Here is a 24971-nt window from a genome sequence, read left to right on the forward strand (position 1 = left end):
CGAAGAGAGCCGAATCCAGCACGAGCTCCACTCATCAGGATCATCCGGGGAACCGGGAGGCGCTCTACCGGCGGACCGCCGAGATCAGTCCGCCGGGCCGCTCCTCGCGCTGCGGCGGGGTGCTGATCGGGCGGCCGTAGGCGGCAGCGCGCTCGCGCAGGGTGTGGCTGTCGGCCTCCCAGCCGTGCCCGGCCAGCCAGCCCACCGGGTCGTCGGGCATCTCCGAAACCCACATGGACGCCGCCGATCCCGGCACGGCGTCCGCGCCGAAGCGCTCGATCACGCCGCGCGAGCCCAACGTCAGCCCCATCCAACTGCCTGCCGCCGACTGCGCGCTGATCCGGGCCAGCAGCAGCTCCACCGCGTCCTCGGGCAGATAGATCAGCAGTCCTTCGGCGATCCACACGGTCGGCGCCGTCGGGTCGTGCCCTGCGGCGGCCAGCGCGCCTGGCCAGTCCTCACGCAGATCCACCGCGACGGTGATCCGCTCGCAGCGTGCGACGGCCCGCTCCTGGCGCAGCACCGAAGCCTTGAAGTCCAGTGGCGCGGCGGTGTCGACCTCGAACAGCCGGGTGCCCTCGGGCCAGTCCATCCGGAAGGCCCGGCTGTCCATGCCGGCGCCGAGCAGCACGACCTGCCGGACCCCGGACGCGGAGGCCTGCTGCAACAGGTCGTCGAGGAACTTCGTCCTGATGACGATGGAAAACGCCACGCCCAGCCGGCGGCGTCGCGCGGCCTCGTCACCGGGCAGCGGCGGCGAGGAGGGCCACAGGCCGCCGGCGGCAGCGAAGGCCTGAGCCAGCGGGTCGCGGAACAGCGCGTTCTCCCGCTCGGTCTCCAGCGCCCGCACCCGGGCCACCCCCACCGCCGTGGCCCACACTCCCGACGGCTGCACCCGCTCCTGCTCATCAGTCACCGCGCCAGCCTAGATGATCGATTCCAAGGGGCCTGATGAGTGGAGCTAGTGCTGTGACCGACAAGGTTCGCCGGGTTGGCGGTTGGGGCGGTTGGATGGGCGGTGACGTCCGTTCCGATCACTGGGGGGTGTGGTGGCCGAGCCTGTGCGGGTGCGCAGACTGACCGACCAGGACGGGCAGAAGCTGCAGCAGATCGTGCGGCGAGGCAGTACCAGCTCGGTGCGTTATCGCCGGGCGATGATGCTGTTGGCGTCCGCCGGCGGAAACCGTGTTCCGGTGATCGCCCAGCTGGTCCAGGCCGACGAGGACACGGTGCGGGATGTGATCCACCGGTTTAACGAGATCGGCCTGGCCTGCCTGCACCCTCGGTGGGCGGGAGGCCGTCCCCGCCTGCTCGCACCTGATGACGAGGACTTCGTCATCCAGACGGCCACCACCCGCCTAAGCCAGCTCGGCCAACCCTTCACCCGCTGGTCGATCCGCAAACTCGCCGCCTACCTGCGCCGCCTCCACGGACGCGTCATCCGGATCGGCCGTGAAGCCTTACGGTGCCTGCTCCTGCGCCGTGGCATCACCTTCCAGCGCACCAAGACATGGAAGGAGTCGCCCGACCCCGAACGCGACTCCAAGCTGGACCGCATCGAGGAGGTGCTGGAACGCTTCCCGGACCGGGTCTTCGCCTTCGACGAGTTCGGCCCACTGGGGATCCGCCCCACCGCAGGCTCCTGCTGGGCCCAACGGGGCAAGCCCAACCGGCTCCCAGCGACCTACCGCCGTACCCACGGCGTCACCTACTTCCACGGCTGCTACTCCGTGGGCGACGACCGCCTGTGGGGCGTCAACCGCCGCCGCAAGGGCACCGCCAACAGCCTGGCCGCGCTGAAGTCGATCCGCGCCGCCCGGCCCGACGGCGCCCCGATCTACATCATTCTGGACAACCTTTCCGCCCACACTGGCGCGGACGTCCGTAGCTGGGCGAAGAAGAACAAGGTCGAGCTGTGCTTCACTCCGACCTACGCTTCCTGGGCCAACCCGATCGAGGCCCATTTCGGCCCACTGCGGCAGTTCACCCTGGCGAACTCCAACCATCGCAGCCATCCCGCGCAGACCCGGGCCCTGCACCGCTACCTGTGCTGGCGCAACGTCAACGCCCGCCATGTACTCGCCGCCCAGCGCAAGGAACGCGCCCGCGTCCGCAGCGAGAAGGGCATCCGCTGGGGCGGACGCCCCCTTGCACCCACAGCCTGACCGACCCGGCGAACGAATCCGTGTCACAGCACTAGGCGTGCCAACGACGCTCGTGCGAACACGAATGGAGACTTGTGATGCGATGGTGATCGCTCACATGCCTTGGAGGGCTTTACGAAGCCGTTCCTCCAGGGCGTCCCGCGCAGACGTCCATTTCTGCACGGCTTGATGGACTTCATCGAAAGGCGGCAAAGGCCCCGTCCGTTCCCAGGAGCTCTCGTATGAGCCGATGTCGCTGCCGTGCGCGGAAAGCTCCCGTTCTCGCTGCTCGTCCCACCTGCGCCGCTCTTCAGCTTCGCGATGGTCGATCCATGTCAGCCCTTCGAGGAACTGCTGCGCCAGTCGACGCTCTTCGTCCTCCAGCACCTCTCCATGCTGGATCAGGAAGGTGTTGATCTTCGGCACCTCAGCGCGCAGATCCTGTCCCCCTGCATTCCACCGTGACTGGATTTCAAGCTCGCGGAGCTTGTCGAGCAGTTCCTGTAGGGCTTCCAGCCGCTGTTGGCTATACGGTCCGCGGGCGATACGACGTCGCTCCGCCTGCTCCAGTTCCTGGCGCGCCGTCTCGTTCTCGCCTTGGCGCCGCTCGCTGCGTCTCCACTGGAGGTAACCCACGATGGCGACGAACACCGTAGCGCCCACGGGAAGCGCGGCAGTCAGTAACTCCACGGAGGCATTGTGCCGAGAGCCGTGTCCCACTGGCCAGCGCCCGGAATCGACTCGCGTCTGTCGCAAGGCCCCGCGTCGCAGACCTCGACCGGCGTGTCATCAAGCCCGGCGAAGGTTTCTGGTCACAGCACTAGGGGAGCGACTGTGGCGCGAGGCTAGCCGATAGGGCTCCATGCAGCTCAACGCCGGTTCCGTTGACGCTAACACGTGCAACAGGTGTCGTGGTATAGCCAGTTCAGGTGAAGCCGGGCTGCAGCCGGGCCGGGCAGGTTCCAATCGGGGGGCGGTGAGAACGTGTGGTGATCTGTCACAGCGGTTTTCCACCCATCGGTTGGCCCCCGCCCGGGGGGGGCGGGACCGGGATGCGGGCCCGTCACCGGTGCTGCGCCGTGCCCAGCTCGTCGGTGTATCGGGCGAGGGCGTCCTCGGCTGTGGGGACGGGGCCGAACAGTTGCTCCTGGCGGTGAGGGTCGGCGACGTAGCGGCCGCTGTCGAACCAGCCGAACATCGCGGCCATGTCCTTGACCAGGGGCATGAAGCGGCCGGCGACGGCTCCTGCGGCGCGGGCGACGGCGGAAGGGACGGCCCACACCTTGATCTTCTTTCCGGCTCGGTTGCCCATCAGGTCGGCCATCTCGCGCATGCTGACCGGACGGTCCCAGCCGATGTCGATGCGCTCACCGTTGTCGGCCTCGGCGTCGACGGCGGCCGCCAGGTACGACGCGAGATCGGAGGTGTGGACGAAGGTCAGCGGGACGGTGATCTTGCCGATCCATGTCAGGCGGCCCTTGTCGATCGGGTCGCCCGCCATGGTCGCGATCTGGTCGAGGAAGGCTCCCGGGCGCAGTGCGACGAACGGGACGCCGAGCTGCTCGAGCTTGTCCTCGGCGATCTTCTTGTGCCAGAAGTGCGGGACGTGGGGCGTCTGGTCGCTGGTGAGGATGCTGGTCAGGACGAACCGCCGGATGCCGGTGCGGTGGGCGGCCTCGGCGAGGTTGGCGTTGCCGACAGTGTCGATGTCGTGCGCGTTCTTGCCGCCGCGGGTGTAGCCGGCAGCGGTGGTGATGACGGCATCGGCGCCGTTCATGGCGGCGACGAGCGAGTCGAGGTCGAGCATGTCGCCGCGGGCGATCTCGACGCCCCGCTTTTCGAGCCTGCTCGCGTCGGTGGTCGGCCGGACTAGGGCGCGGACGTTCTTACCGCGCTCCAGCAGTTCGTCGACGACCTTGCCGCCGAGGGAGCCGGTCGCGCCGACGACGAGGACGGGGAGCCTGGTGGTCACGGAGGTCTCACTTTCCATCAGGTCAGGAATGGGAGGATTACTGTAGGTAGCCGCCGATGTGGGCGCCGTCGGCCCGGGTTACTCAAGGGGCGGGCTGTGATGGGCGGATTCGCGGCGCGGGTCGTCGCCGACCTGCAGGAGCTTGTGGAGATCGACGGTGACGCGGACGCGGGTGATGCGGCCGGCCTCGATGTGTGGCCGGCCGACGACGGGAAGGGCTCGACATCCCGTGGGAGAGGTGTTGCTGCCTGCACCGGGACGGCTCGCGCTTGCCCCTGATGCTGAGGCCCCGCTCATCCCCGTTCTCCCTGACATACGGGGGTGAGCGGGGTACCACCGCATCCGCCGGCTCGGCTCACCGGGCTTCTTCCGACAGTTGGGGAGGCTGGCTCCGTTCAGCACGGGTCTTCATGAGTCGAGTGCGCTGCAGCACGTCCACTTCGCAGGAACGCCGGAAACGAAGCGCACTCCATGGCCGGAAATGGGGTGCGGGCCGAGAGGAGCTACTCGGAATCTTCCCGCGCACCAGCGCGGCTGTTGATCGCGTCGGCGATGGCGTAGGCGGTGCGGACGAAGGACTCTGCCTGCTGCGCCGACAGGTTCCGCGCGGAGGTCTCCTCCAGGGCCTGCCACATGGCCGCGATGGGTTCGCGCATGGCACGGCCCTTGTCGGTGAGGTGGACGACCATGACGCGCCGGTCGTGTTCGGCCGGCTCGCGCACGAGCAGGCCCGCGTCCTGCATGCGGCGTAGGGACTTGGAGACGGTGGAGTGGTCCAGGCCGACGCTCTCGAGTAGTTCGGACTGGGTCTGGCCGTCCCGGTCGAGGAGTTGCATCAGCAGCAGTTCCTGTCCGGGATGCAGATCCATCTCGCGGAGCATGGCGGCGGCGCGGGCGCGGTGAGCGCGGGCGAGCTGGAAGATCGCGTAGCTCATCGGCCCCTCGGTGGCCGTGGAGGGGGTGCGGTGGGTGGAGGCGGGCATGGTGCGGTTCCTCAGACGGTGTGGGTGGGGTAGTCGGTGTAGCCGGCCACTCCGCCGCCGTAGAAAGTCGCCGGGTCGGGGGTGTTCAGCGGCGCGTCAGAGCGTAGCCGCTCGACCAGGTCCGGGTTGGCGAGCGCGAGGGCGCCGACGGAGACGAGGTCGGCCGTGCCGTTGTCGATGTCCTTGGCGCGGGTGGGCAGGTCGGTGCCGGCCCGGTTGAGGATCAGCGTGGTCGGCCACAGCGTGCGCAGGGTGCCCAGCAACTCTTCGTCGCCCGCGTGGAGGATGTGGAGGTAGGCGAAGTTGAGCGGGCTGAGGGCGCGCAGGAGCGCCGGATACAGCTCGGCGGTGTCGGACTCGGCGATGTCGTTGTAGGGGTTGCCGGGGGAGATGCGCAGGCCGGTGCGGTCGGCGCCGATCTCCTCGGCCACGGCGGTGGCGACCTCGACGGCGAAGCGGATGCGGTTGTCGATGGAGCCGCCGTACTGGTCGGTGCGCTGGTTGGTGTTGTCGGCGAGGAACTGGTGCACGAGGTAGCCGTTGGCGCCGTGGATCTCCACGCCGTCGGCGCCTGCCGCGACGGCGGCCGCCGCGGCGCGGCGGAAGTCGTCGACGGTCGCCACAACCTCCTGCGTCGACAGCGCACGGGGCGTCGGCATCTCCTGGGGCCCGGACGCGGTGAACATCGCGCCCTGCGGCTGGACCGCCGAAGGGGCGACCGGCTGACGGCCGTGCGGGGTGTTGTCGGGGTGGGAGATCCGTCCGGTGTGCATCAGCTGGATGACGATCCGGCCGTCGGCCGCGTGCACGGCGTCGGTGACCTTGCGCCACCCGGCGATCTGCTCGTCATTGTGGATGCCGGGGGTGAGGAGGTAGCCCTGGCCGTCGGCGTTGGGCTGGGTCCCCTCGGTGATGATGAGCGCGTGCGAGGCCCGCTGGGCGTAGTACTCGGCGTTCAGCTCGGTAGGTACGCCTTCGGGGGTGGAGCGGTCACGGGTCATGGGGGCCATGACCAGGCGGTGCGGGAGGGAGATGTCGCCGACGGTGGTCGGTGTCCACAGGGCGTTCAGCATGAGTGGTCCTTCGGTGCGGTGATGGTCAGGTGATGAGCAGAACAAGGCAGAACAAGAGGGAAAGGCGGGCGTGATCAGTCGAGGGTGAGGACGAGCTTGCCCCGGCCATGCCCGGCGTCGCTGATCTGCTGGGCCGTGGCGGCCCGGTCGAGGGGGTAGGCGGTGACGGTGGTGACGAGCTTGCCGGTCGCGGCGTCCTGTGCCAGCGCGGCCAGGCGGGCGGCCGAGCGTTCCTGGCCACCGCTGGAGAAGGTGATGCCGAGCTGGTGTGCGCGGAAGTCGGCGATGGTGACGATGCGCTCGGTGCCGCCGCGCAGGGCGATGGAGTCCTCCAGGGCTCCCTTCCCAGCCAGGTCGAACACCGCGTCCACGCCGTCGGGGGCGAGCGCCCGGACCCGCTCGACCAGGCCCTCGCCGTAGAGGGTCGCGGTGGCGCCGAGCGAGCTGAGGTAGTCCTGGTTGGCGGGGCCGGCGGTGGCGATGACACGCGCTCCGCGGGCCGTGGCGAGCTGGACCGCCAGGGTGCCGACCGCTCCGGCCGCGCCGTGCATCAGTACGGTCTCCCCGGCGGTGACGCCCAGCAGGTCCAGGACCCGCTCGGCCGTCTCGCCCGCCACCGGCAGCGCGACCGCGTGTTGCCAGTCGAGGCCGGCGGGCTTGGGGGCCACGGTGGTGGCCAGCGCGTACTGGGCGTACGAGCCGGTGTCCGACCAGCCCAGCACCTCGTCACCCACCTGCACGTCCTGCACTCCCTCACCCAGGGCGTCCACCACGCCGGCGAGCTCGGCACCGGGGACGGAGGGGAGCGGCGTGGGGAACGCGGCCTGCATCGCTCCGGAGCGGATCTTGCCGTCCAGCGCGTTCAGCCCGGCCGCCTTGACGCGGACACGGACCTGGCCGGGGCCGGGCTGCGGGACCTCGATGTCCGCCTCGTGCAGCACGTCGGTGCCGCCGAAACGATCGAACAGGATGGCCTTCATGACGACTCCTCTCGTGTCACCACCCATTTAGGTGGCTGGACACATAACTACCGTACAGCAAACATGTGGCTAGCCAAGTATCGGCCGCTGGGGCTGCGCGAGATCAGTGACGGTCGCGTTGGTCTCCTCGGGATGGCCGTCGAAGCGGGAGGCGCCCCGCCAGAGCGCGCCTTGCGCGGCCAAGGGCTACCTCCACCGGAAGCCGGACGGCCGGCCAGACCCTAGCGGTGCGCGGTTCCCTTCTGGTTCATGGCCCGGGTCAGCTCGCGGTTGGCTGCCCGAGCAGCCTCCAGCTCCGCGTCCCTCTCCTCCAGCCGCGCCAATAGCTCGGTGTTCGCCTGTTCCAGGCGGGAGACCTGGCGCTGAAGCTCTTCCTGGTCGGCGGGGGCACCGAGGCCCGACTCCCGCCACGCCTGCTCGCCCATCAGCTCGGCCAGCCGGCGCTCCAGGCGCTGGGTCTGGCTGACGAGCCGGGTGTTGCGGGCGTGGGCGTTGGCGAGGTCGGCCTGGAGCGAGGCGAGGCTGACCGGGGGCCCGGCCCCGGGCTCCGAGGCAGAGGGTTGCCGTTCGGCGGCGTGGATGAGGGCGAGCAGGTCGCGGTGGCGGTAGAGGAAGGTGCGGTCGACGCCGGCCTGCCGGGCGATGCCGCTCACGCTGATCGCCGTACCGTTCCCGGTGGCCTGCCTGATGGCGGTTTTCACGCGCTGGCGGCGGCGTTCACCGTCGGCGCGGCGGCCGTCGGCCATGGCCCTGCTCATGCGGACCTCCTGGCGTGCACGTCGGGCAGGGGCTGGCCGATGCGGGGCATGCCCAGCATGACGCTCCGGCTGCGGCGTACGACGGCGACGGCCTCGCCGATCTGGGCCTGTTCCTCGGCCGTGAGGTCACCGAGATCGGCCTTGACCCGGTCGATCAGGCGACGCACCCGACGGATCTCCTCCTGGGAGGGCATGGCCTCGCTGCGCGCCTAGTGCTGTGACCACATAGGTTCGCCGGTTTGGTGATCGTGACGGTCGGATGTGCGGTGACGTTCGATCCGACCGCTGGAGGTGCAGTGGCCGAGCCTGTCCGTGTGCGCAGACTGACCGACCAGGAGGGGCAGAAACTTCCCGACGGCCTGCACAGCCTGCTGGCCCGGATGTTCCGCGGTGCCAGCGAACTCTCCGGCGGCGAATGGCAGAAGATCGGGCTCGCCCGTACCCACTGGCGCAGCTCCACCTCGGATGCCGACAGCGTACTCATCGTGGACGAGCCCACCTCCGCCCTCGACCCGGAAGCGGAGATCGCCGCTTTCAACCGCATCCGCCGGCTCGCCGCACCGAACCGGGCCGTCGTCCTGGTCACCCACCGCATGTCCGGCGTCCGCCACGCCGACCGCATCTACGTCCTGCACCACGGACAGCTCGTCGAGCACGGCAGCCACGAGGAACTCATGGCCGCCCAAGGGCGCTACGCCTCGATGTTCGACGCGCAAGCCGCCCAGTACGCCCCCGCAGGCACCATCCCCGCCCCGGCTCCCCCACCGTCGCAGATCCCGCATGACCCGCTCGAAAGGCCCAGCGTGACGACTCCTCCCACCGCGACCCAAGAACACGATCCCAGCGCACTGCGGAACCGGCTCGTCGACCAGCTCCTCGCAGCCGGCCACATCCGCACCGCCGCTGTCGAGACCGCCCTGCGCAGAGTGCCCCGTCACGTCTTCGCCCCCGAAGTGCCCATGCGGACCGCGTACGCCGATGACATCATCCCCACCCGGCACACGCCCGACGGCCGCATCAGCAACTCCGTCAGCGCACCGTGGCTCCTGGCCGTCATGCTCGAAGCCGCCCGCATCCGGCCCGGACACCGCGTCCTGGAGATCGGCTCGGGCGGCTACAACGCCGCCCTGATCGCCGAACTGGTCGGCCCGACCGGCCATGTCACAACCGTCGACATCGACCCAGACATCACCGACCGCGCCACCCGCCTCCTCGCCGCACCCGGATACGACCGTGTCCGTGCCCTCACCGCGGACGCCGACGTCGCCCACGGCTACGTGATGCCGCAGGCCGCCTGATCACATGATCGGTCCCGCATCCCGGTTCAGGTCGCCGGATCGTCGCCGGGGTGGGGCCGTTACGTGCGGCGATCACGCTGCTTCGAACCGGCTACCGCCTCGAACACTGAGGGGCTGCCGGGTTCGTGGCGGAGTTCGTAAGGGCATCGAGCCGGGCGGCGAGGTCGGGGGTGAGGTGGGGGCGGGTGTCGTTGAGGGGGCGGATGAGCTCGGCGGGGTCGTCCTGGGCGAGGGCGGCGTGGAGCCGACTGAGCGGTTGGCGGGCCGCGGTGGGCAGGTCGGTGAGGGCGGTGATCTGGCCGGCGATGCGGCGCAGGTCGGCGGCGTTGCGGCGGGCCCAGGCGGCGGTGGTGCGTTCGGCGGCGCGGCGTTCGCGGGTGGCCTGGACGCGTTGCTCGCCGGTGGTTCCGGCCGGGCCGGGACGGCCGCGCAGGTAGCGGCGTTCGGCGGCCTGGCGGCTGGCGACGCCGAGGGGGTGGGCGAGGTCCGCCCAGCTGGCGCCCGCGTCCCGGGCGGTTTCGATCAGGCCGGTTTCCCATTCGGCGAGCTGCTCGCGTACCTGCCGAAGCAGCAGAAGCGAGGCCAGGGCCTGCTCCGGGCCGACATCGTGAGTCTCGGCAGTGACGGGGACCTCGTGCCGGGCTGCATGCAGGGCGTCGTCTATGGCGCGAAGGGCTGCCGCGGCGGCGAGGAACGACGCCGGGCTGTGTGCGTCGGCGTTGGACGATGCCGGCTGGTCGGCCGGGGTCATGGGCACCTCCCCCAGGTCGTCATCCTTTGGACGACATCATGTTTGTCATCCATTGGATGACATGTTACAACGGTTTCAGTGAGGCGCATTGGCAGCAACTGCCCGAACCTTCCTGGAGGTGTTTTCCGATGTTGATGCGCACTGACCCCTTCCGTGAGCTGGACCGACTGGCCCAGCAGCTGATGGGCCCGGGCACCTGGTCCAGGCCGTCCCCGATGCCGATGGACGCCTACCGCGAGGGCGACCAGTACGTGGTGGTTTTCGACATCCCTGGCGTCAGCGCGGACGCGATCGACGTCGACGTCGAACGCAACATGCTGACGGTCAAGGCCGAGCGCCGGCCCGTGACAAAGGCCGACGACGTGCAGATGGAACTGTCGGAACGGCCGCTGGGCGTCTTCTCCCGCCAGATCGTGCTCGCCGACACGCTGGACACCGAGCACATCCAGGCCGACTACGACGCAGGCGTGCTCACCCTGCGCATCCCGATCGCCGAGCGCGCCAAGCCCCGCAAGATCTCCATCGGCGTCGGATCCGGCCGCAAGGAGATCTCCGGCTGAACCGGACCCCATGAGGGTTGAACAGCGGCGGAGGACGGGTATCCGATCTCCCCCTCGCCCGTCCTCCGCGCCCCGTGGACCTGAGGAAGGGTGGCGGCCGACATGACGGTGCGACGGGAAGTTTTCCTCGACCATGTGAAGGAACGCGGCGAGTACGGCACCCTGCAGGAGGCCGAACGTGCGGCCCGTGTGGTGCTCGCCCTGCTGGGCGCACACCTGGTCGGCGAGGTACGTGCCCAGCTGGCGGCGCGTCTGCCGGAAGGCTTCGCCCTGATCCTTCTCAACCCGCTGCAGAGCGCCGAGCCGCTGCCCCCGGAGCGGTTCGTGCGCGCGACGGCGGCCTGGATCGAAGGGGCCACCGAACAGACCGCGGCCTGGGACGTCAGCGCCGTCCTGTCCACGGTCGCCGACGCCGCCGGCGACGACCTCCTCAAGGAGATCCTGCTCCAGCTTCCCGCGGGCTACGACCTCCTCTTCGGCCGCCCCCAGCCCACCTGACCACCCACCCCCGGTGGCCGCACACCGGCCACCACGACCCTGGTGACAGAAAGGCAACCACCGCAGTGACGTCCGAGCAGAGCGCGCCGCTCCAGCAGCCCTACGGAAGGGCGTACGAGCACATGCTGGAGAAGGTCCGCTACGAAGGCGCCTACCCCACCCGTGAGAAGGCCGAGGAAGCCGTCCGCCTCGTCCTTTCGGGACTGGGACGCCAGCTGACCGGCGACGAACGCGTCGAACTGGCCGCCCGCCTCCCCGTCGAAGCCGCGCGCATCCTCACCGCCCAGATCCCCGACACCCAGCCGCTGGGTGGCTGGGCCTTCGTCAAGGACCTCGCCGCCCGCACCGGCGCCTCCCTGGGCACCACCCGCTGGGACACCGGATCCGTCTTCTCCGCCGTCGCGGCCTACGCCGGCCCCGACCTCATCACCCGCATCCTGCGCCAGCTCCCCTCCGGCTACGCGCTGCTGTTCGGCCGCGCCGAACTCACCCAAGCCGCATAGGCAGGCCGCGCCTTTCCGGCGCCACACCATGCCGGTGACCGTGACGCGTACACGCGCAGCAAAGACTGCACAGCGAGTCACGGTCACCGGCATCATGCTGACGCGGCCAGGGCCGCCACATGGGATCGCAAACAGGCACTCAACAGCGACGGAACGCTCCCCATCGTGCAGGTCCGCGAGCCGAGAGATCACCGCAGCCGCAGCATCGTCGGTGCCCACCTCGTCCTCATCCGCAACAGAGCCGTCCCGCTCGGCCAGCGCCATCCCGACAGCGCCTACGCACCCTCCGCCTGGCACCTGCCGGCCGGGCACCGCGAGCAGGGCGAGCCTCTCCCGCGGCACGACCTACACGGCTCAGGGCTGGGGCTGACCCGGATGCAGCTCTGGGCCAGCGGACGCCGGTACCGTCCGGGGACGTGAGGGTGAGGGCCGGGAAGGGTCCTTGAGGCGTGGGGACGAAGCCCGTATGAGCCGCCCGGTAGGCCAGCTGTCGACCAGATCATCGAGGAAGTTCTGGCGGTGGACTGTCCCGCTGTCCCGCTGTCCCGCTGTCCCGCTGTCCCGCTGTCCCGCTGTCGACCGTCACGGTGATTCCGTGTCAGAACAGTCCGAGGATGATTCCTGGTGCGCGAGGGTGGCAAAGCATCGGTGCCCGCTCGTCCACTGGTCGGTGACGCTGAGTGCAAGGTCCTCGGCGACCCTGTGGAGCGCTCGTCGTCCGAGCCGTGCCCAGGGAAAGAGCGGACCGCGCTGGCCGTGGAGGTCCTCGAACCGGGCGGTGCACACTTCTTCGACGTCGTGGGGGTCGACTTCGACGACGAGGCGCCCGGTGGGGGCGATGAGCCCGCCGCAGCGGCGCAGCAGGCTGTGCGGGTCGCCTCCGATGCCGATGTTTCCGTCGATGAGCAGAAGGGTCTGCCAGCCTCTCTCGGCGGGCAGCCGGTCGAAGACCGATCGGCAGAGTGCGAGCCCGCCCAGGGCGGTGGTCAGCGCGACCGCGCGAGGTGCGATGTCGACCCCGAGGGCGAAGACTCCCCGGCTCAGGAGTGCCCTGCACATGCGGCCCGGGCCGCAGCCGACATCGAGGACAGGGCCGGCACAACGTTCCAGCACGGTCTTGTCGGCCACCGTGGGCTGATCGTGCCACCGGTGCACCGGCATCCGGATGCGGCGCCCGTCGACCAGCCGTAAATACACCGGTCCACTGCCGAATCGCAGGGCCAGCGCGTAGGGATCCTCGTCGGCGTCGTACAGCTCGTCCTCGTCCTCGTCGGTTGTCACGGTGCGGCGCCACGGCCTGAGGCGGGCCGGCTCTCGTCGCCGCGGCCGGCCCGCCGCACGCGGCGCAGTCTCATCGCGAAGGCCACCGCGGCGGCCGCGAAGAGCACGCCGGTGATCGCCAGCCACCGGCCGAGGTAGACGTCATCGGACAGCCCGGTGTCACCGGGGTACGGGACCGCGAGGCGAAAGACGAGGGGGAACCAGACCAGCAGGAGCAGACCTGACAGGAAGGCGGGGACGCGCAGGTAGTTGATCCACTGCACCGTCGGTTCAGCGGCAGCGCGGTGCCGAAGTACGGAGAGGGCCGACATGTCGGCCAGCGAGTACAGGGGCAGCAGGATCAGGTCGTGGAGGATCGCCGCGCCGACGAGCCAGATCGCCACCTCCCAGGGCTGGACGGCAAACAGGCGCACCATGGCGTAGCCCGTGAGGGCGAACGAGGCGGTCAGGACGAGCAGGTGCAAGGGGCCGGAGCCGTACCAGCGAGCGAATCGTGCCATGGTCACGCCCTGAAGGTGAGCCGGTGAACCCACTTGGTGTTGTTCACACCGGGGTTGGCCGGGACGATGACGCGGGCCGGATAACCGTGGTCGAGCGAGAGGTCCGCGCCGTTGACGCGGAGGGCGAGCAGCGCTCGGGGGTCGTGGATCTGGTTGCCCCGCAGTACCACCCGGGTGAAGGGGCCCGGGGGTTGGATGGACTTGACCAGGACGCTTCCTGCGTCGGGCAGTCCAGCGAGCGCGGCGAGGTCGGCCAGCCGTAGGCCGCTCCAGTGCTGGTCGTCGGTGGACCAGCCCTCCACGCAGGCGATCGGCAGTGCGGCGGCGTGCTGGGGCATCGCCAGGAGCTGGTCTCGGGTGAAGACCCGTGGCGCTCCGCGTCCGTGCACCTCCAGCCGCCAGGTGGGGCCGACGAGCGCGGGGGTGACGCCCACTTTCGCCGCCGTCTTGTTGATCTGGAAGCTGTTCGGGCCGCTGCCCGGATCACGGTTGTGCGGCGCTAGAAGCGCGGTGGCGCGCATCCAGCCGCCGACGCTCTGTCCGGCTGTCACGACAAGGAGGAGCAGAGATCCCGCTCCCACCATGCCGACCGCGCCGCGGCGGGTCATCGTCGGCGGGGCGGGCGCGGCCGCCACCAGGCCGTCGGGGTCGGGGGGTTCGGGGACGGTGTGGGCGAGGTCGGTGCGCAGCTCGGCGCCAAGGCTGCGCGAGCGCAGGGCTCGTGTCATCCGGCCGAGTCTGAGGCAGACATGAACGGCGAAGGCGGCGATGAACACCCAGGCGCCGTAGAAGTGCAGGCGGTAGAACGAGCCCGGGAAGACGTAGTAGAGCTGGATGTTGAAGATCCCGGTGACGAATTCGAAGATGACGCCGCCGACCAGCATCAGCAAGGACAGCCGCTCCAGTGCGTGAGCGACGGAGCGCACCGGCAGCCATTCGAACAGCTTCGGGATCACGGACCACAACTTGGCCAGCAGCACCGGTACCAGGACCACGCCGAGCGTCACGTGCACGCCCTGGAGCAGCCGATACAGCCAGTACGGGTGTGTGGGCCAGCTGAAGAGATAGAAGCCCAGTACGCCCTTGTCGGGAGTCTCGTCGTTGATGGGGCTCAGCCCAGGGTTGTAGGAGGCGTAGGAGAGCAGTCCGGTGATGAACAGCAGCGGGATGCCGATCAGGAGGACCAGGCCGAACACCGACGTCAGCCAGGGCCCTCGGATCGGACTGCGCCAGAATCCGGGGCGGAACGGTCCCGGGGGCGGCGGCAGCTGCCCGATGCGTCGCGTTGTCGCCCAAGTACGAGCTGTGGCCGCCGAGACGGCAGCCGCCCCAGCGATGCGCACGCGCTTCAGTCGCTGCAGCACCGGCTTCTCGTCCGGTCTCCGGCGTCGCGACCCACCGGACGAGGCCGAACCCGACGGCCCTCCGCCACTTGCCATCGGCCGTCTCCTCCGGTCTTCGAGCCATGCCTCGCAAAAGAACGCCCCATGCCTCGGCCAATGCCGGGATGCAGGACACTTACAAGCTGACACAGGTCAGGTGCGCTGTCCGGGGCTGAGGCGCAAGCGGGTGTCTGCCGCAAGCCGAACGGTCGAACCACTGCGACTCGCCGGTATGTGAGTCGTCATGCGGTATTGGCGGTGTCTGGGCAGAACACCGGAACGCGCTGGACGACGTTGTTGGCGAAGCCGCCTTGGTTCCAGGGCTGTTCCAGTGGCTGGGTGTTCGCCGCCTCGTCCGTGGCGCGAACGCTGAGGACGTGGTCGCCGGGGACGGCGGACCACATGAAGGACCACCGGCGCCAGGCCCAGCGGTGGCCGTGATCCGGTTCGAGCTCGGCCGGGTGCCAGGTCGCACCACCATCTGTACTGACCTGCACCGATGTCACCGGGGCGCATCCCGACCACGCCCGTCCTTCGAGGAGGACCGGGCCTGGCGCGACCACCCGCGTGCGGGACATGAAGTCGGGGAAGCCGGGCGGTATCACGAGGGCCCGGGGAGCGATGCGGGTGACCGGCTCTCCCGTCTCCTCGAGCTCCTGCCTGATCCGGTAGGTGACGGCTTGCTGGAAACCGGTGAAGGGGGTGTTGATGACGGTGATGCCGCGCAGCCACTTCACCTGGGCCATCCCGTACCAGCCGGGCACCACCAGGCGCAGCGGCCTGCCGTGCTGGGGCGGCAGGGGGGCACCGTCCATGGCGTAGGCCACGAGCACCTCGGGCTCCTCGCACGTTGCGATGTCGATGGGAAGACTGCGCTCGTAGTCCTGCTCCACACCGCGCTCCACACCATGATCGGCGCCGGTGAACACCACGTCGACCGCGTCGGACGCGACACCGGCCTCGGCGAGGAGCAGACGCAGGGGCACCCCCGTCCACTCCGCCGTGCCCACCGCTTCGACCAGCCACGGCTGGCTCACCGGCCTCGGCGACAGCAGAGCCCTGCCGTTGCCGGCGCACTCCAGGGTCACGCGTGTCGTGACCGGTGGACAAGTGCGCAGCTCCGCGGTCGAGAGGCTCAGCACGCGCCGCACCCGTCCGCTCACTGTGAGCCGCCACGCGGCTTCGTCCGGCACAGGGGGGATGTCGTAGTGCGTCAGGACGTAGTGAAGGCCCGGTGGGGTCACGTCGTAGCGCATGGCTTCCAACGGCAGACCATGATTCCGGGCGGCCAGCGCCAGCTCGTCCTGTCCCAGTCCCTCGCCCGTCGCGGCCAGGCGGGCGGGGGTGCTCACGTCGGTGAGTCGACGCCCCATGCTCTGATTATTCGCTCGCGCCACCGTTCGTGCAGCACAGCGCGCGGCCGCCGGCGCCGCTGAGACAAAGTTTCTGCCACAACGTCCCAAGCTCGATCTGCGCCTGGGTGAGCCCGGTCTCCTCGGCCGGCCAGCTCCGGCAGGAACTCTGGTGGCACCGTCCGCAGTCCGCCCAGGCTGCGGTTGCGGTGACTGGCGCAGGGACGGGCCCCTGCTTCCAACCGACGCGGCTGCCCCGGCCGCTGGTGCCCCTACCGGTGTTCGGGGTTCTCGTAGTCGCGGCGGCAGCCGGCGTCCCAGGCGGTGCGCTGGTTGCCGTAGGCGGGGATGCCACCGAGATCCTTCAACGCTCGGGCCAGGTGCAGCAGGTTCCAGGTCATGAAGGTGGTGTTGCGGTTGGTGAAGTCGTTCTCCGGACCGCCCGAGCCGGGATCGAGGTACGAGGGGCCGGGACCCGCCTCGCCGATCCAACCGGCGTCCGCCTGCGGAGGGATGGTGTAGCCCAGGTGCTGCAGGCTGTAGAGCACGTTCATGGCGCAGTGCTTGACGCCGTCCTCGTTACCGGTGATCAGGCAGCCGCCGACGCGGCCGTAATAGGCGTACTGACCGGCTTCGTTGAGCAGGCTGGAGCAGGCGTAGAGGCGTTCGATCACCCGCTTCGTCACGGAGCTGTTGTCGCCCAGCCAGATGGGGCCGGCCAGGACGAGGATGTCGGCCGCCATGACCCGCTGGTACAGGTCGGGCCAGGCGTCCGTCGCCCAGCCGTGCTCTCTCATGTCGGGCCACACACCGGTGGCGATGTCGTGGTCCACCGCCCGTACGACATCGACCCGCACTCCCTGCGCGTCCATGATGGCCGTGCTCCGGTCGATCAGCCCCTGGGTGTTGCTGATCCCCGGCGAGCGCTTGAGGGTGCAGTTGATCACCAGGGCCCGCAGGTCGTCGTAGCTGGCCGGGGGCGCGTCGGTGGCGGGCGACGAAGAGGTCACACGGTCCTCCAGGAGCTCTGCGCGGCACGATGCGCGAGGGCGCGTCGGCATCCGGCTCCAGCCTGCGGGACGACCACGGCAGCCGCCACCACAGTGCCGCCGAACGGCCTCGGCACGCTTGAGGCATCGGTATCCGCACGGCCGCCTCGGTCGGCGGCTGTGAGTGGCCGGGGTCGGTGGGCGTGCCTACGTTCGTCTCATGGGCACCGAAAGCGCGAGCGAGGCGCGGGACACGGCAGCAGTGGAGGACGTCGCACACCTGTTGGTGCGTTGTCTGCGGGCCGAGGGGGTGGAGTACGTCTTCGGGATTCCGGGCGAGGAGAACATCCGGTTCGTCGACGCGCTGAACGACTCCGGGATCCGGTACGTCCTGGTGCGTCACGAGCAGGCCGCCTCGTTCATGGCGGAGATCTACGGGCGGCTGACCGGCCGTGCCGGGGTCTGCTCGGCGACGCTGGGACCTGGTGCGATCAATCTGCTGCTCGGCACCGCGGACGCGATGACCAACAGCGCACCCATGGTGGCCCTGGCCGCGCAGGGATCGCTGCGCCGTATCCACAAGGAGTCGCACCAGGTCATCGACCTGGTGTCGATGTTCGCTCCCGTCACCCAGTGGTCGGCCCGCATCGAGTGCCCCGACGCCGTGCCGGAGATGACACGCAAGGCGTTCAAGACCGCGCAGAGCGAGCGGCCCGGAGCCGTGTTCCTGGCGGTGCCGGAAGACATCGAAGCGGAGCGTCCCGCCGAGCCGCTGGCACCCCTGCAGATCGACGCGGTGCACACCGACGCACCGTCGCCCTCCCAGATCGCACGTGCAGTGGAGGTGCTCACCGCCGCCCGGCACCCGGTCGTGCTGGCCGGCCACGGGGCTGCCAGAGCCGGAGCCACAGCCGCCCTCGTGCGGTTCGCCGAGCGGCTGAACATCCCGGTCGCGACCACCTTTCACGGCAAGGGTGTCTTCCCCGACGACCACCCCAACGCTCTCGGCGCGGTCGGATTCATGCGGCACGACTACAGCAACTTCGGCTTCGACACCGCCGACGTGCTGATCTGCGTGGGCTACGAGATCCAGGAGTTCGACCCGGTCAAGATCAACCCGAACGGCGACAAGCGGATCGTGCACGTGCACCGTTTCCCCGCCGAGGTGGACGCCCACTATCCGGTCGCGGTGGGCGTCGAGGGCGACCCCTCACAAGCGCTGGACGCACTCGCGGCAGCACTGCCTGATCGACTCACCTACGACTTCGGGAGCAACGAGAAGATCCGGACGCTGCTCGACGAAGAGCTCCAGTACGGGCGCGACAACGAGGCGTTCCCGCTGGTGCCGCAGCGCGTCGTGGCCGACGTGCGTACCGCGCTGGACCGCCGCGACATCGTGCTCGCCGACACCGGCGCCGGGAAAATGTGGATGTCCCGCCTCTACCCGACCTATGAGCCGGACACGTGCCTGGTCTCCAACGGCTTGTCGACCATGGGGTTCGCCCTGCCGGGCGCGATCGCCGCGAAGCTGGCACGGCCGGACCGGCGCGTGCTGGCGATGATGGGCGACGGCTCGTTCCTGATGAACTCCCAGGAACTGGAGACCGCCGTCCGCGAACACATCCCGCTGGTCGTCCTGGTCCTGGTCGACGAGGAATACGGCCTGATCACCTGGAAGATGGAACTCGAGATCGGCCGCCACAGCCATACCCGCTTCACCAACCCGGACCTGGTCGCCTACGCCGAGAGCTTCGGCGCCCGCGGCTACGCGATCGAAGCCGCCGACCAACTCCTGCCCGTACTGCGCCGCGCCCTCGACGACGACACGGTCTCCGTGATCGCCTGTCCCGTCGACTACTCCGAGAACCTGCGTCTGACCGACCGACTCGGCAGTCTCCACGGCCCGTTCTGAGCCGACAGACCAGGACTCGACGCAGTGCGGGCGGGACCACCAGGTATGCGGCGCCTGGCGGCGGCAGCCGGACCGTCGCCTCCGGCTTCGGCGCCCTATTGGTGGTTCAGTTGGGTGGCGTACGGGTGATGGCCCGGTCCCAGACGGACATACCGACGGGCGGTCGGACGGCGCGGTGTTGTCTGGGCACAGTCAACTGCCAGATGGCGACGAGCAGCAGCGTGCCGGTTTCGGCGAGGAGGCTGAGGACGGCTTGTGGCGCCGGCTGCAGACCGCGCTCGGTGAATCCGAACACGCCTATGGTGCGCGAAGCGGTGAAGCCACCGAGGGCGCCGAGCGCGACGCCTGCCTCGGCGATCCTCAGCATCAGGGGTGGTGTCCCGATCAGCAGCAGGGCAGCGAGGGCGAAGGATGCGCTGGCCTGGAGCAGGAACAGGGGGCCGATGATGTGGATGAAGCGGTACCCGTCGGTGTAGAGCTGGGCGTGGATGTATCCGCTGGCGGCGAGGGTTACGGCGGTCGCCGCTCGCAGGGTGGGGACGAGGAATCTTTGGGTGTTCATGCCAGCCTCTGGTCCTTGATGGCCAGTTCGCGGTCGCCTTGGCGGTAGCCGACGCTGCGGATGCCGAGTGCGTCTCTGAGCTGCCGGGCAGGGACGACCTGGGGGGTGGGGGCGGGGGCGCGGCCCGGCTTGGGCAGGGGGTAGGCGGTGGTGGTGGCGGAGTGGAAGGTGATGTTGCCCTCTGTCTTGGTGAACAGCTGGTGGACGTGCCCGTTGAGACAGGTGACGGAGGAGAAGCGGCGCAGGAGGGCGATGACCTTGAGGGCGTCGTCGGTGCTCCAGCCCCACTGCGGGTACATGGCGAACAGCGGGATGTGGCTGAAGACCACGACGGGGGTGTCCGATGACAGTCCCGCCAGGTCCTTGCGTACGAAGTCGATCTGCGCGTTGCCGAGGTGACCGAGCTTCTCCAGGCTCAGGGTGTTGACCAGGGCGATGAAGTGCACGCCGTGGGTGTCGAAGCTGTACCAACCATCGCCGAGCGTGCCCATGCCGAAGGTCCGCCGGTAGGCGCGGCCTGCATCACCGATGGAGTCGTGCTCGCCCGGCACGGTGAAGACACGGTCTGTCTTCATTCCGGCCATCATCTGCTTGACCTGGTCGAACTGCCCGGCCGTGGACAGATGGGTCAGGTCGCCGCTGTGCATGACGAAGTCCGGTCTGAATCCGAGTGAGTTGACCTGGTTGATCGCTTCGGAGAATGAGCCCACCACGTCCGTGTTCGCAGGGCCCTGGAACCCGATATGGCTGTCGGAGACCTGCACGAATCGCAGCGTGCCGCTTCCCGCTGCGGTGGCCCCGGCGACGGCCCCGGCGTTGGTGTCCCGGGAGTCCGCGATGTGGCTGATCACCTCTCCACTGGCCACGGTCAGCACCACCGCGCCGCCGAACCACCCTGCGTGCCGGATGAGTTGACGCCGAGACATGCCGTGTTCGGTTTCAGGCCGACCGGCGTCGTCGGCCGGTGCTCCGTCGTGACTGTCGTAGTAGTCGGTCATCAGGTCACCTCCACGGTGGCGGTCATGAACGGATGGATGGTGCAGAGGTAGGCGTAGGTGCCGGGCTTGGTGAACGTGTAGCTGTAGGTGGCGTCGGTGGCCAGGGCGGCCGAATGCAAGGGGCCGCCCGATCCGGCGCTGGTGACGGTGTGGGCGTCGGTGTCCTGATTCGTCCACGTCACCGTCGTGCCCGCTTTGACCTTCAGCGTGGCCGGGGAGAACGCGAAGTTCTTGATCGCCACGGCATTCCCGGTCACCGGCGCGGCCGCCGCGCCCGTGCTCGAGGGACTCATGGGCATGCTCATGCTGGGCATCGGGGAGGCGGCGCCGGGAGCGGAGCCCACCGTTTTCTCCGACCCCGTGGCACCGGGCATTCCTGCCGTCTGGTGCTGACCCGGACCGGGCGTGATGGCGCCGGCCCCGCTGGACGAGGAGTGCGACGACTGGGCGCATGAGCTGAGGAGCCCCAGCGCACCGGCAGTGGCAATGGTGGCGACGGCCAGCCCGGCCGCAGCGCGTGATCGCCGACCTGGTGGGCGAAGGGTCAAGTACATGGTGTCCGTTCCTCACTGATCAGGCGGAGACGGGGACTGCGCCGGCTCGGGCGCACGCAACCGCAGGGATGTGTCTGGTGGATGCCGTGTTCATGGGCACGCGTCCCTCACGGACCCAGCGAACGAGCGTGGGTACTGCCCCGTGCCGGCCGCCCGCCTCGACGTGCCCGGGCTGCGCATTCGCCCTGCCACGCCACGAAGATGCAGGCGGCATACGGCGGTTCGCCCGAGCGGGGAGCCGCGTGCGACTCGGGGCAGGTCGGCGTCACCCATACGGGTGCGACGCACGCTGGTCCGGATGGAGTTCTGCCCCGGTGGTCGCGCAGCCCCCGATCACTGTGTGTAGAGCCGTCGCCGTGGTGTGTGCTGGGCACGGGCCGGGGCTGCATGGTGGCACCGGTTTCGATGCACGGAGGCGGGGTGAGCGTGGCCGGTGGCGAGAGCGTGTGCGTCGCGTGGTGCATTTCGGTCACCTCTGTTTCATCCTTTGCCGCATGGGGAAGCGATGAGAAGTTGCGTGCAAGTCGGTACTTGTTCGTCTCCACGGACGGTGAGGGTCCTGCGGTTCGGTGGATTCGCACCTTTTGTGAGACCTCTTGGGATCGCCGCAGATCGACCGACCCCGGGCCCCACGCGACCCCGGGCCCCACGCACGCTTGATCCTGCAGGGCCGTAACGTCCGGCAAGGACGTGCCACTCGCGGCGCTCACAGAGCGTGACCGTCACCGAGCTTCTCGTACAGGACAAAGCGGTGCATGTACGCGATGATCGGCTTATGCCCTGGAGTTCCCGAAAACGTGGTCCAAGGACCGATCCGGATCGCTCCGCGCACCGTGTCTCTGGTAGAGGGACCCTTTCGACCGCAGATGAGGAACTGCTGCGCACTCTGTACGCGGAGCACGCAGGAGCGCTGTTCCACTACGTGCTGCGACTGACCTCAGGAGACTGGCAATGGGCAGAGGACGTGGTGCAGGAGACACTGCTGCGAGCGTGGCAGCATCCCGACGCGTTCGACCCCGCACGCGGTCCGGCCCGGGCATGGCTGTGTACGGTCGCCCGGCACCTGGTCATCGACGCCCACCGGGCCCGGCAGTCCAGGCCGGCCGAGGTCGGTGGCGATGTGCTGGAGCGAGCCGCCGAGCAGAAACCGGGCGAGGACGAGATCGAGCAGGCGCTGCAGAGCTGGGCGGTTGCCGAAGCCGTCCGTTCACTGTCCCCGGACCACCGCGCCGTCCTGCTGGAGACCTACTACCGGGGCCGGACCATGGCGGAGGCCGCACAGGTGCTGGGCATCCCGCTGGGCACCGTGAAGTCGCGAACGTACTACGCCCTGCACGCCCTGAGGCTGGCGCTGCGGGAACGGGGAATCGAGCCATGACCGAGGCGGGCAGGAGGCGGCGACCATGAGTGCGGAGCACGACGCCCTCCGGCTGACGCTGGGAGGATACGTCCTGGGCACGCTGTCCTCGGCGGAAATGGAACAGGTGCGCGTCCACCTCGCGGCATGCGCCGAATGCCGGGCCGAACACGCCCAGCTGGCGGGATTGCCCGCGCTGCTGGCGACGGTGACCGAAGCCGAAGCCTCGGGCCAGACGGTGCCGACGGCCGACGGAGAACTGACCGACCGGCTGGTGGCACGGGCAGCCGAAAGCGCGCAGGGCTCCCTGCCCGAACGGCCCGCCACGCCCGCGGTGTCGCAGACCCCAGAGGGGGGTGTGCTGGAGAGGCTGCTCCAGCAGGCCGCGGCCAGGCGCCGCAAGTCTTGGCGTCTGCAACTGGCCGGCGCTGCAGCCTCGCTGACGCTCATCGCGGCAGCGGCCGGCGGCACATGGCTGGCGACCATCGGATCCGTGGGCAGTCAGGCGAGACCGCCCGGACCGACCGCGCCGACTGCCTGGCGCACCTTCTCCGGAAGCGATCCCACCACCGGCGTCTCCGCCTCGGTGAAGGTCTCACCCTCCGCCTGGGGCAGTCTCCTGCAGATCTCCGCCAAGGGGGCACCCGCCGGAATCACCTGTCGGCTGCAGGCGGTCGGGCCCGGCGGGGCCAGGACGGACAGCGCTACCTGGCGGGCGGGCGAGTACACTCCCGGCACCACGATCCCAGGAGCGGTCGCCCTGTCCCCCGGGGCCATCGAGCACTTTGAGATCCTCGCAGGCAACGGTCAGAAGCTGGTCACCATCCGAGCGTGAGGCCAGGCCATGGCGGTCATGTCACTGGACGGCCCGGCCGCCCCGTGGCATGACGAGAGCAGTCGGGTGTGAGCGCATGGTGGCGCGCACAGGACGTCCAGCCTATGGCCATCGAAGAGGTTTCTGCTCGTGACATCGGCTGCACAGGCACGCTCGTGATCACCGTGGTCCCTCGATGCCACCACACCGCACGGCTCCGGGACCGGCGAGACCGTCCGACAAGGGCTCCCGGCCGATGAGCGCGGCGGCCCCGGAGGCCGACACCGGCACCTCTATGGCCGAGGGGCTGATCGGCACCAAGCGCGCGGGGACGGCTGGTGGTCGAAGCGGCCGCCGTCGGCCGGGAAAGATCACCCCCGGGCCAGGCTGGTCAAGGTGAATGCCTTCCGGGTGCACGACCAGGGGGGTAGAGGGGCGGGTTCAAGCAGCCATCCGATCGATGTGGCCGCTGTGGTGCCACACATCGCGGGGCCGGGCAGCTGCTGCGGCTGCTTCGCCTGCACGACCTGTCATCGGGGGACCCTGTCGGCATCGGGGCAGTTCTGCAGCTGCGTCGTGGAGCTCCGGTCCGCTTCCATCACGCGATTTCCGCAGCGGCAGGCCGGCCACCCCGCGCCGGGCCCCTCGGGTGCCGCCCGTGTACACGGGCGGGCACGGCCGGGCGGGGGTCGGCGGCATACACCTCAACCCGGCGAACCGGCCCAGTCCGCGGCTGACTTCATGCGTGAGTGGGCCGACGGGGCGTGCACAACTCTTCCTTTCCTCCGAAGTCCGTACAGCCCGGCGAAGAGGATCCAGGACGTCTGCCGTGCGGCAGCGAGCCATGGGCAGAGGCGACTGAGCCCAGACAGGCGCCGACATCGACATGACTCACAAGAATCCGAACAAAAGAGGCGAATCGCTCGAACCGTCCGGCATGCGTCGTCCGTGGAACTGAATGACCGCGCCCATGCAGGATCCGGCCTACCGGCCGCCCCCGAAATTGTTTGCGGTCACCCCGTTCCGGTCCCCGCACATCCACAGAAGAGCCAGAAGACCATGTTTGTGACTGATTCCGCCAGCCCGACTTCACTGCTCGGCCGGCCCTGCCGCCGCCAGGCACTGCTCACCCTGCCGGCGCAGGAGGCGCACGTCTCCGCCGCCCGTCACTTCGCGGCCGATTTGCTGGAGACCTGGAGCGTGCCCACGAGCGAGCGGGACTCCGCCGTTCTCATCGTCGACGAACTCGCCGGCAACGCTGCCCAGTACGGCCATGAGCGCATGACCCTGCTGCTCGCCCTCGACCACGAAACTCTGCACATTGTGGTCACTGACTCCGGCGCGGCCGTGGAACGCCATCGCCCCGACATCGCCCCCGACGAACACGGCCGTGGCACCGGCATCGTCCAGTACCTCGCCCAGTCGACCGAGATCCAGCAGACACGCAGCGGCCGCGAGGTCCGCGCCTGCCTGAGGTGCTCGCCATGACCGGACCGGAGGCTCCGCACGAGCTGCGACCCCCTGCCGGGGCCGGCACTGCAGCACGGCGACGGGCTACCGGAGGCGGCCGCGGCGCCGGGGCACCCGACGCCCCCGCAGAGTGGGCCTTCACGACCCACAAGCCGTGCCCCGTCGACGGCTGCCCGGGCCCGACCCAGATGCCCATGCGGTCCACGGCGGCACACCCATCGGCCCTCGGTCACCGCGGCCCCCACCACGACGCGGTGCTGTGTCAACGCTGCGGAGCCGG

General features: G+C 69.6%; 26 protein-coding genes and 1 pseudogene. 10 read left to right on the plus strand and 17 right to left on the minus strand.

Going from position 1 to position 24971, the window contains the following annotated elements:
• Positions 1-64: 64 nt before the first annotated feature.
• Positions 65-880 (minus strand): class I SAM-dependent methyltransferase, encoded by an 816-nt coding sequence (locus CRP49_RS37030; protein ID WP_179852073.1) that lies wholly within the window; start codon positions 878-880, stop codon positions 65-67.
• A gap of 169 nt (positions 881-1049) precedes the next feature.
• Here CRP49_RS37030 and CRP49_RS37035 point away from each other — a divergent pair, with 169 nt between their 5' ends.
• Positions 1050-2165, plus strand: a complete 1116-nt coding sequence (locus CRP49_RS37035; RefSeq protein ID WP_179851959.1) for an IS630 family transposase — start codon at positions 1050-1052, stop codon at positions 2163-2165.
• Positions 2166-2258: 93 nt separating this feature from the next.
• On the opposite strand, the gene CRP49_RS37040 is transcribed toward CRP49_RS37035, so the two are convergent.
• The 7 genes from CRP49_RS37040 to CRP49_RS47205 all read right to left on the minus strand — a co-directional run bounded on the left by CRP49_RS37040 (position 2259) and on the right by CRP49_RS47205 (position 8077).
• On the minus strand, positions 2259-2834 hold the full coding sequence (locus CRP49_RS37040; RefSeq protein WP_143670083.1) for a hypothetical protein: 576 nt from the start codon (positions 2832-2834) through the stop codon (positions 2259-2261).
• Positions 2835-3207: 373 nt separating this feature from the next.
• A complete protein-coding gene (locus tag CRP49_RS37045) occupies positions 3208-4116 on the minus strand; it encodes an SDR family oxidoreductase (RefSeq protein ID WP_097257823.1) in 909 nt (302 codons plus the stop codon).
• Positions 4117-4619: 503 nt separating this feature from the next.
• A complete protein-coding gene (locus tag CRP49_RS37055; protein WP_097257825.1) occupies positions 4620-5099 on the minus strand; it encodes a MarR family winged helix-turn-helix transcriptional regulator in 480 nt (159 codons plus the stop codon).
• 11 nt (positions 5100-5110) lie between these two features.
• The gene (locus tag CRP49_RS37060; protein ID WP_097257826.1) at positions 5111-6172 is read right to left on the minus strand and encodes an alkene reductase; all 1062 of its coding nucleotides are present in this window, start codon (positions 6170-6172) and stop codon (positions 5111-5113) included.
• Between the two features lie 74 nt (positions 6173-6246).
• Positions 6247-7152: an NADP-dependent oxidoreductase gene (locus CRP49_RS37065; RefSeq protein ID WP_097257827.1), complete on the minus strand. Its 906-nt coding sequence runs from the start codon at positions 7150-7152 to the stop codon at positions 6247-6249.
• Positions 7153-7373: 221 nt separating this feature from the next.
• The gene (locus tag CRP49_RS37070) at positions 7374-7910 is read right to left on the minus strand and encodes a DUF6262 family protein (RefSeq protein WP_257033749.1); all 537 of its coding nucleotides are present in this window, start codon (positions 7908-7910) and stop codon (positions 7374-7376) included.
• Positions 7907-8077 (minus strand): hypothetical protein, encoded by a 171-nt coding sequence (locus tag CRP49_RS47205; protein WP_179851960.1) that lies wholly within the window; start codon positions 8075-8077, stop codon positions 7907-7909. Before CRP49_RS47205 ends, CRP49_RS37070 begins: the two co-directional genes overlap by 4 nt.
• A 177-nt stretch (positions 8078-8254) precedes the next feature.
• Between CRP49_RS47205 and CRP49_RS48500 the strand changes: the two are divergent.
• Together CRP49_RS48500 and CRP49_RS37080 are read left to right on the plus strand one after the other, a co-directional pair.
• Positions 8255-8677 (plus strand): annotated as a pseudogene (locus CRP49_RS48500) (ABC transporter ATP-binding protein); the annotation flags it as partial.
• Positions 8678-8713: 36 nt separating this feature from the next.
• A complete protein-coding gene (locus CRP49_RS37080; RefSeq protein ID WP_257033863.1) occupies positions 8714-9208 on the plus strand; it encodes a hypothetical protein in 495 nt (164 codons plus the stop codon).
• 91 nt (positions 9209-9299) lie between these two features.
• Here CRP49_RS37080 and CRP49_RS37085 read toward each other — a convergent pair whose 3' ends face one another.
• The gene (locus tag CRP49_RS37085) at positions 9300-9959 is read right to left on the minus strand and encodes a type III effector protein (protein WP_097257829.1); all 660 of its coding nucleotides are present in this window, start codon (positions 9957-9959) and stop codon (positions 9300-9302) included.
• Between the two features lie 128 nt (positions 9960-10087).
• On the opposite strand from CRP49_RS37085, the gene CRP49_RS37090 reads away from it, so the two are divergent.
• The 3 genes from CRP49_RS37090 to CRP49_RS37100 all read left to right on the plus strand — a co-directional run bounded on the left by CRP49_RS37090 (position 10088) and on the right by CRP49_RS37100 (position 11520).
• On the plus strand, positions 10088-10519 hold the full coding sequence (locus CRP49_RS37090; protein ID WP_097257830.1) for an Hsp20/alpha crystallin family protein: 432 nt from the start codon (positions 10088-10090) through the stop codon (positions 10517-10519).
• A gap of 102 nt (positions 10520-10621) precedes the next feature.
• A complete protein-coding gene (locus CRP49_RS37095) occupies positions 10622-11017 on the plus strand; it encodes a DUF2267 domain-containing protein (protein ID WP_097257831.1) in 396 nt (131 codons plus the stop codon).
• Between the two features lie 122 nt (positions 11018-11139).
• Positions 11140-11520, plus strand: coding sequence for a DUF2267 domain-containing protein (locus CRP49_RS37100; RefSeq protein WP_097257832.1), 381 nt, complete (start codon positions 11140-11142; stop codon positions 11518-11520).
• Positions 11521-12102: 582 nt separating this feature from the next.
• On the opposite strand, the gene CRP49_RS37110 is transcribed toward CRP49_RS37100, so the two are convergent.
• The 5 genes from CRP49_RS37110 to CRP49_RS37130 form a co-directional block, all read right to left on the minus strand.
• A complete protein-coding gene (locus CRP49_RS37110) occupies positions 12103-12801 on the minus strand; it encodes a bifunctional 2-polyprenyl-6-hydroxyphenol methylase/3-demethylubiquinol 3-O-methyltransferase UbiG (protein WP_097257834.1) in 699 nt (232 codons plus the stop codon).
• Positions 12798-13301, minus strand: coding sequence for a hypothetical protein (locus tag CRP49_RS37115; RefSeq protein WP_097257835.1), 504 nt, complete (start codon positions 13299-13301; stop codon positions 12798-12800). The genes CRP49_RS37110 and CRP49_RS37115 overlap by 4 nt, the downstream gene beginning before the upstream one ends.
• Positions 13302-13303: 2 nt before the next feature.
• On the minus strand, positions 13304-14497 hold the full coding sequence (locus tag CRP49_RS37120; RefSeq protein ID WP_097257836.1) for a molybdopterin-dependent oxidoreductase: 1194 nt from the start codon (positions 14495-14497) through the stop codon (positions 13304-13306).
• 428 nt (positions 14498-14925) lie between these two features.
• Complete coding sequence (locus tag CRP49_RS37125) at positions 14926-16056, minus strand: sulfite oxidase (RefSeq protein WP_097257837.1); 1131 nt, start codon at positions 16054-16056, stop codon at positions 14926-14928.
• 251 nt (positions 16057-16307) lie between these two features.
• Entirely contained in the window at positions 16308-17045 is a 738-nt protein-coding gene (locus tag CRP49_RS37130) for a flavodoxin family protein (protein ID WP_097257838.1), read from the minus strand.
• Between the two features lie 199 nt (positions 17046-17244).
• On the opposite strand from CRP49_RS37130, the gene CRP49_RS37135 reads away from it, so the two are divergent.
• Positions 17245-18936 carry an acetolactate synthase large subunit gene (locus CRP49_RS37135; RefSeq protein WP_097257839.1) on the plus strand — a complete coding sequence of 564 codons (1692 nt, stop codon included), beginning with the start codon at positions 17245-17247 and terminating at the stop codon, positions 18934-18936.
• A 106-nt stretch (positions 18937-19042) separates the two neighbouring features.
• Here the strand turns inward: CRP49_RS37135 and CRP49_RS37140 are convergent, their stop codons facing one another.
• The 3 genes from CRP49_RS37140 to CRP49_RS37150 are packed head-to-tail and all read right to left on the minus strand — an operon-like array spanning position 19043 to position 20789.
• Positions 19043-19498 carry a hypothetical protein gene (locus tag CRP49_RS37140; protein ID WP_097257840.1) on the minus strand — a complete coding sequence of 152 codons (456 nt, stop codon included), beginning with the start codon at positions 19496-19498 and terminating at the stop codon, positions 19043-19045.
• Positions 19495-20496 carry a metallophosphoesterase gene (locus CRP49_RS37145; RefSeq protein ID WP_097257841.1) on the minus strand — a complete coding sequence of 334 codons (1002 nt, stop codon included), beginning with the start codon at positions 20494-20496 and terminating at the stop codon, positions 19495-19497. Before CRP49_RS37145 ends, CRP49_RS37140 begins: the two co-directional genes overlap by 4 nt.
• On the minus strand, positions 20496-20789 hold the full coding sequence (locus CRP49_RS37150; protein WP_097257842.1) for a plastocyanin/azurin family copper-binding protein: 294 nt from the start codon (positions 20787-20789) through the stop codon (positions 20496-20498). Before CRP49_RS37150 ends, CRP49_RS37145 begins: the two co-directional genes overlap by 1 nt.
• Positions 20790-21825: 1036 nt before the next feature.
• On the opposite strand from CRP49_RS37150, the gene CRP49_RS37155 reads away from it, so the two are divergent.
• From CRP49_RS37155 to CRP49_RS37165, 3 genes are all read left to right on the plus strand, one after another.
• Complete coding sequence (locus tag CRP49_RS37155) at positions 21826-22428, plus strand: sigma-70 family RNA polymerase sigma factor (protein ID WP_097257843.1); 603 nt, start codon at positions 21826-21828, stop codon at positions 22426-22428.
• A 25-nt stretch (positions 22429-22453) separates the two neighbouring features.
• On the plus strand, positions 22454-23242 hold the full coding sequence (locus CRP49_RS37160) for a zf-HC2 domain-containing protein (protein ID WP_097257844.1): 789 nt from the start codon (positions 22454-22456) through the stop codon (positions 23240-23242).
• A 1044-nt stretch (positions 23243-24286) separates the two neighbouring features.
• Positions 24287-24709, plus strand: a complete 423-nt coding sequence (locus CRP49_RS37165) for an ATP-binding protein (RefSeq protein ID WP_373560417.1) — start codon at positions 24287-24289, stop codon at positions 24707-24709.
• Positions 24710-24971 lie beyond the last annotated feature (262 nt).

Origin of the sequence: Streptomyces sp. Ag109_G2-15 (genome assembly GCF_900215565.1) — a bacterium.
Lineage (GTDB): Bacteria > Actinomycetota > Actinomycetes > Streptomycetales > Streptomycetaceae > Streptomyces > Streptomyces diastatochromogenes.

Coding starts and splice junctions, on each gene's coding strand:
- CRP49_RS37065 (WP_097257827.1), bottom strand. CDS start 7,152: ATGAAGGCCATCCTGTTCGATCGTTTCGGCGGCACCGACGTGCTGCAC.
- CRP49_RS37135 (WP_097257839.1), top strand. CDS start 17,245: ATGGGCACCGAAAGCGCGAGCGAGGCGCGGGACACGGCAGCAGTGGAG.
- CRP49_RS37100 (WP_097257832.1), top strand. CDS start 11,140: ATGCTGGAGAAGGTCCGCTACGAAGGCGCCTACCCCACCCGTGAGAAG.
- CRP49_RS37160 (WP_097257844.1), top strand. CDS start 22,454: ATGAGTGCGGAGCACGACGCCCTCCGGCTGACGCTGGGAGGATACGTC.
- CRP49_RS37150 (WP_097257842.1), bottom strand. CDS start 20,789: ATGAGTCCCTCGAGCACGGGCGCGGCGGCCGCGCCGGTGACCGGGAAT.
- CRP49_RS37055 (WP_097257825.1), bottom strand. CDS start 5,099: ATGCCCGCCTCCACCCACCGCACCCCCTCCACGGCCACCGAGGGGCCG.
- CRP49_RS37125 (WP_097257837.1), bottom strand. CDS start 16,056: ATGGGGCGTCGACTCACCGACGTGAGCACCCCCGCCCGCCTGGCCGCG.
- CRP49_RS37145 (WP_097257841.1), bottom strand. CDS start 20,496: ATGACCGACTACTACGACAGTCACGACGGAGCACCGGCCGACGACGCC.
- CRP49_RS37085 (WP_097257829.1), bottom strand. CDS start 9,959: ATGACCCCGGCCGACCAGCCGGCATCGTCCAACGCCGACGCACACAGC.
- CRP49_RS37095 (WP_097257831.1), top strand. CDS start 10,622: ATGACGGTGCGACGGGAAGTTTTCCTCGACCATGTGAAGGAACGCGGC.
- CRP49_RS37090 (WP_097257830.1), top strand. CDS start 10,088: ATGTTGATGCGCACTGACCCCTTCCGTGAGCTGGACCGACTGGCCCAG.
- CRP49_RS37140 (WP_097257840.1), bottom strand. CDS start 19,498: ATGAACACCCAAAGATTCCTCGTCCCCACCCTGCGAGCGGCGACCGCC.
- CRP49_RS37115 (WP_097257835.1), bottom strand. CDS start 13,301: ATGGCACGATTCGCTCGCTGGTACGGCTCCGGCCCCTTGCACCTGCTC.
- CRP49_RS37060 (WP_097257826.1), bottom strand. CDS start 6,172: ATGCTGAACGCCCTGTGGACACCGACCACCGTCGGCGACATCTCCCTC.
- CRP49_RS37070 (WP_257033749.1), bottom strand. CDS start 7,910: ATGAGCAGGGCCATGGCCGACGGCCGCCGCGCCGACGGTGAACGCCGC.
- CRP49_RS37155 (WP_097257843.1), top strand. CDS start 21,826: ATGCCCTGGAGTTCCCGAAAACGTGGTCCAAGGACCGATCCGGATCGC.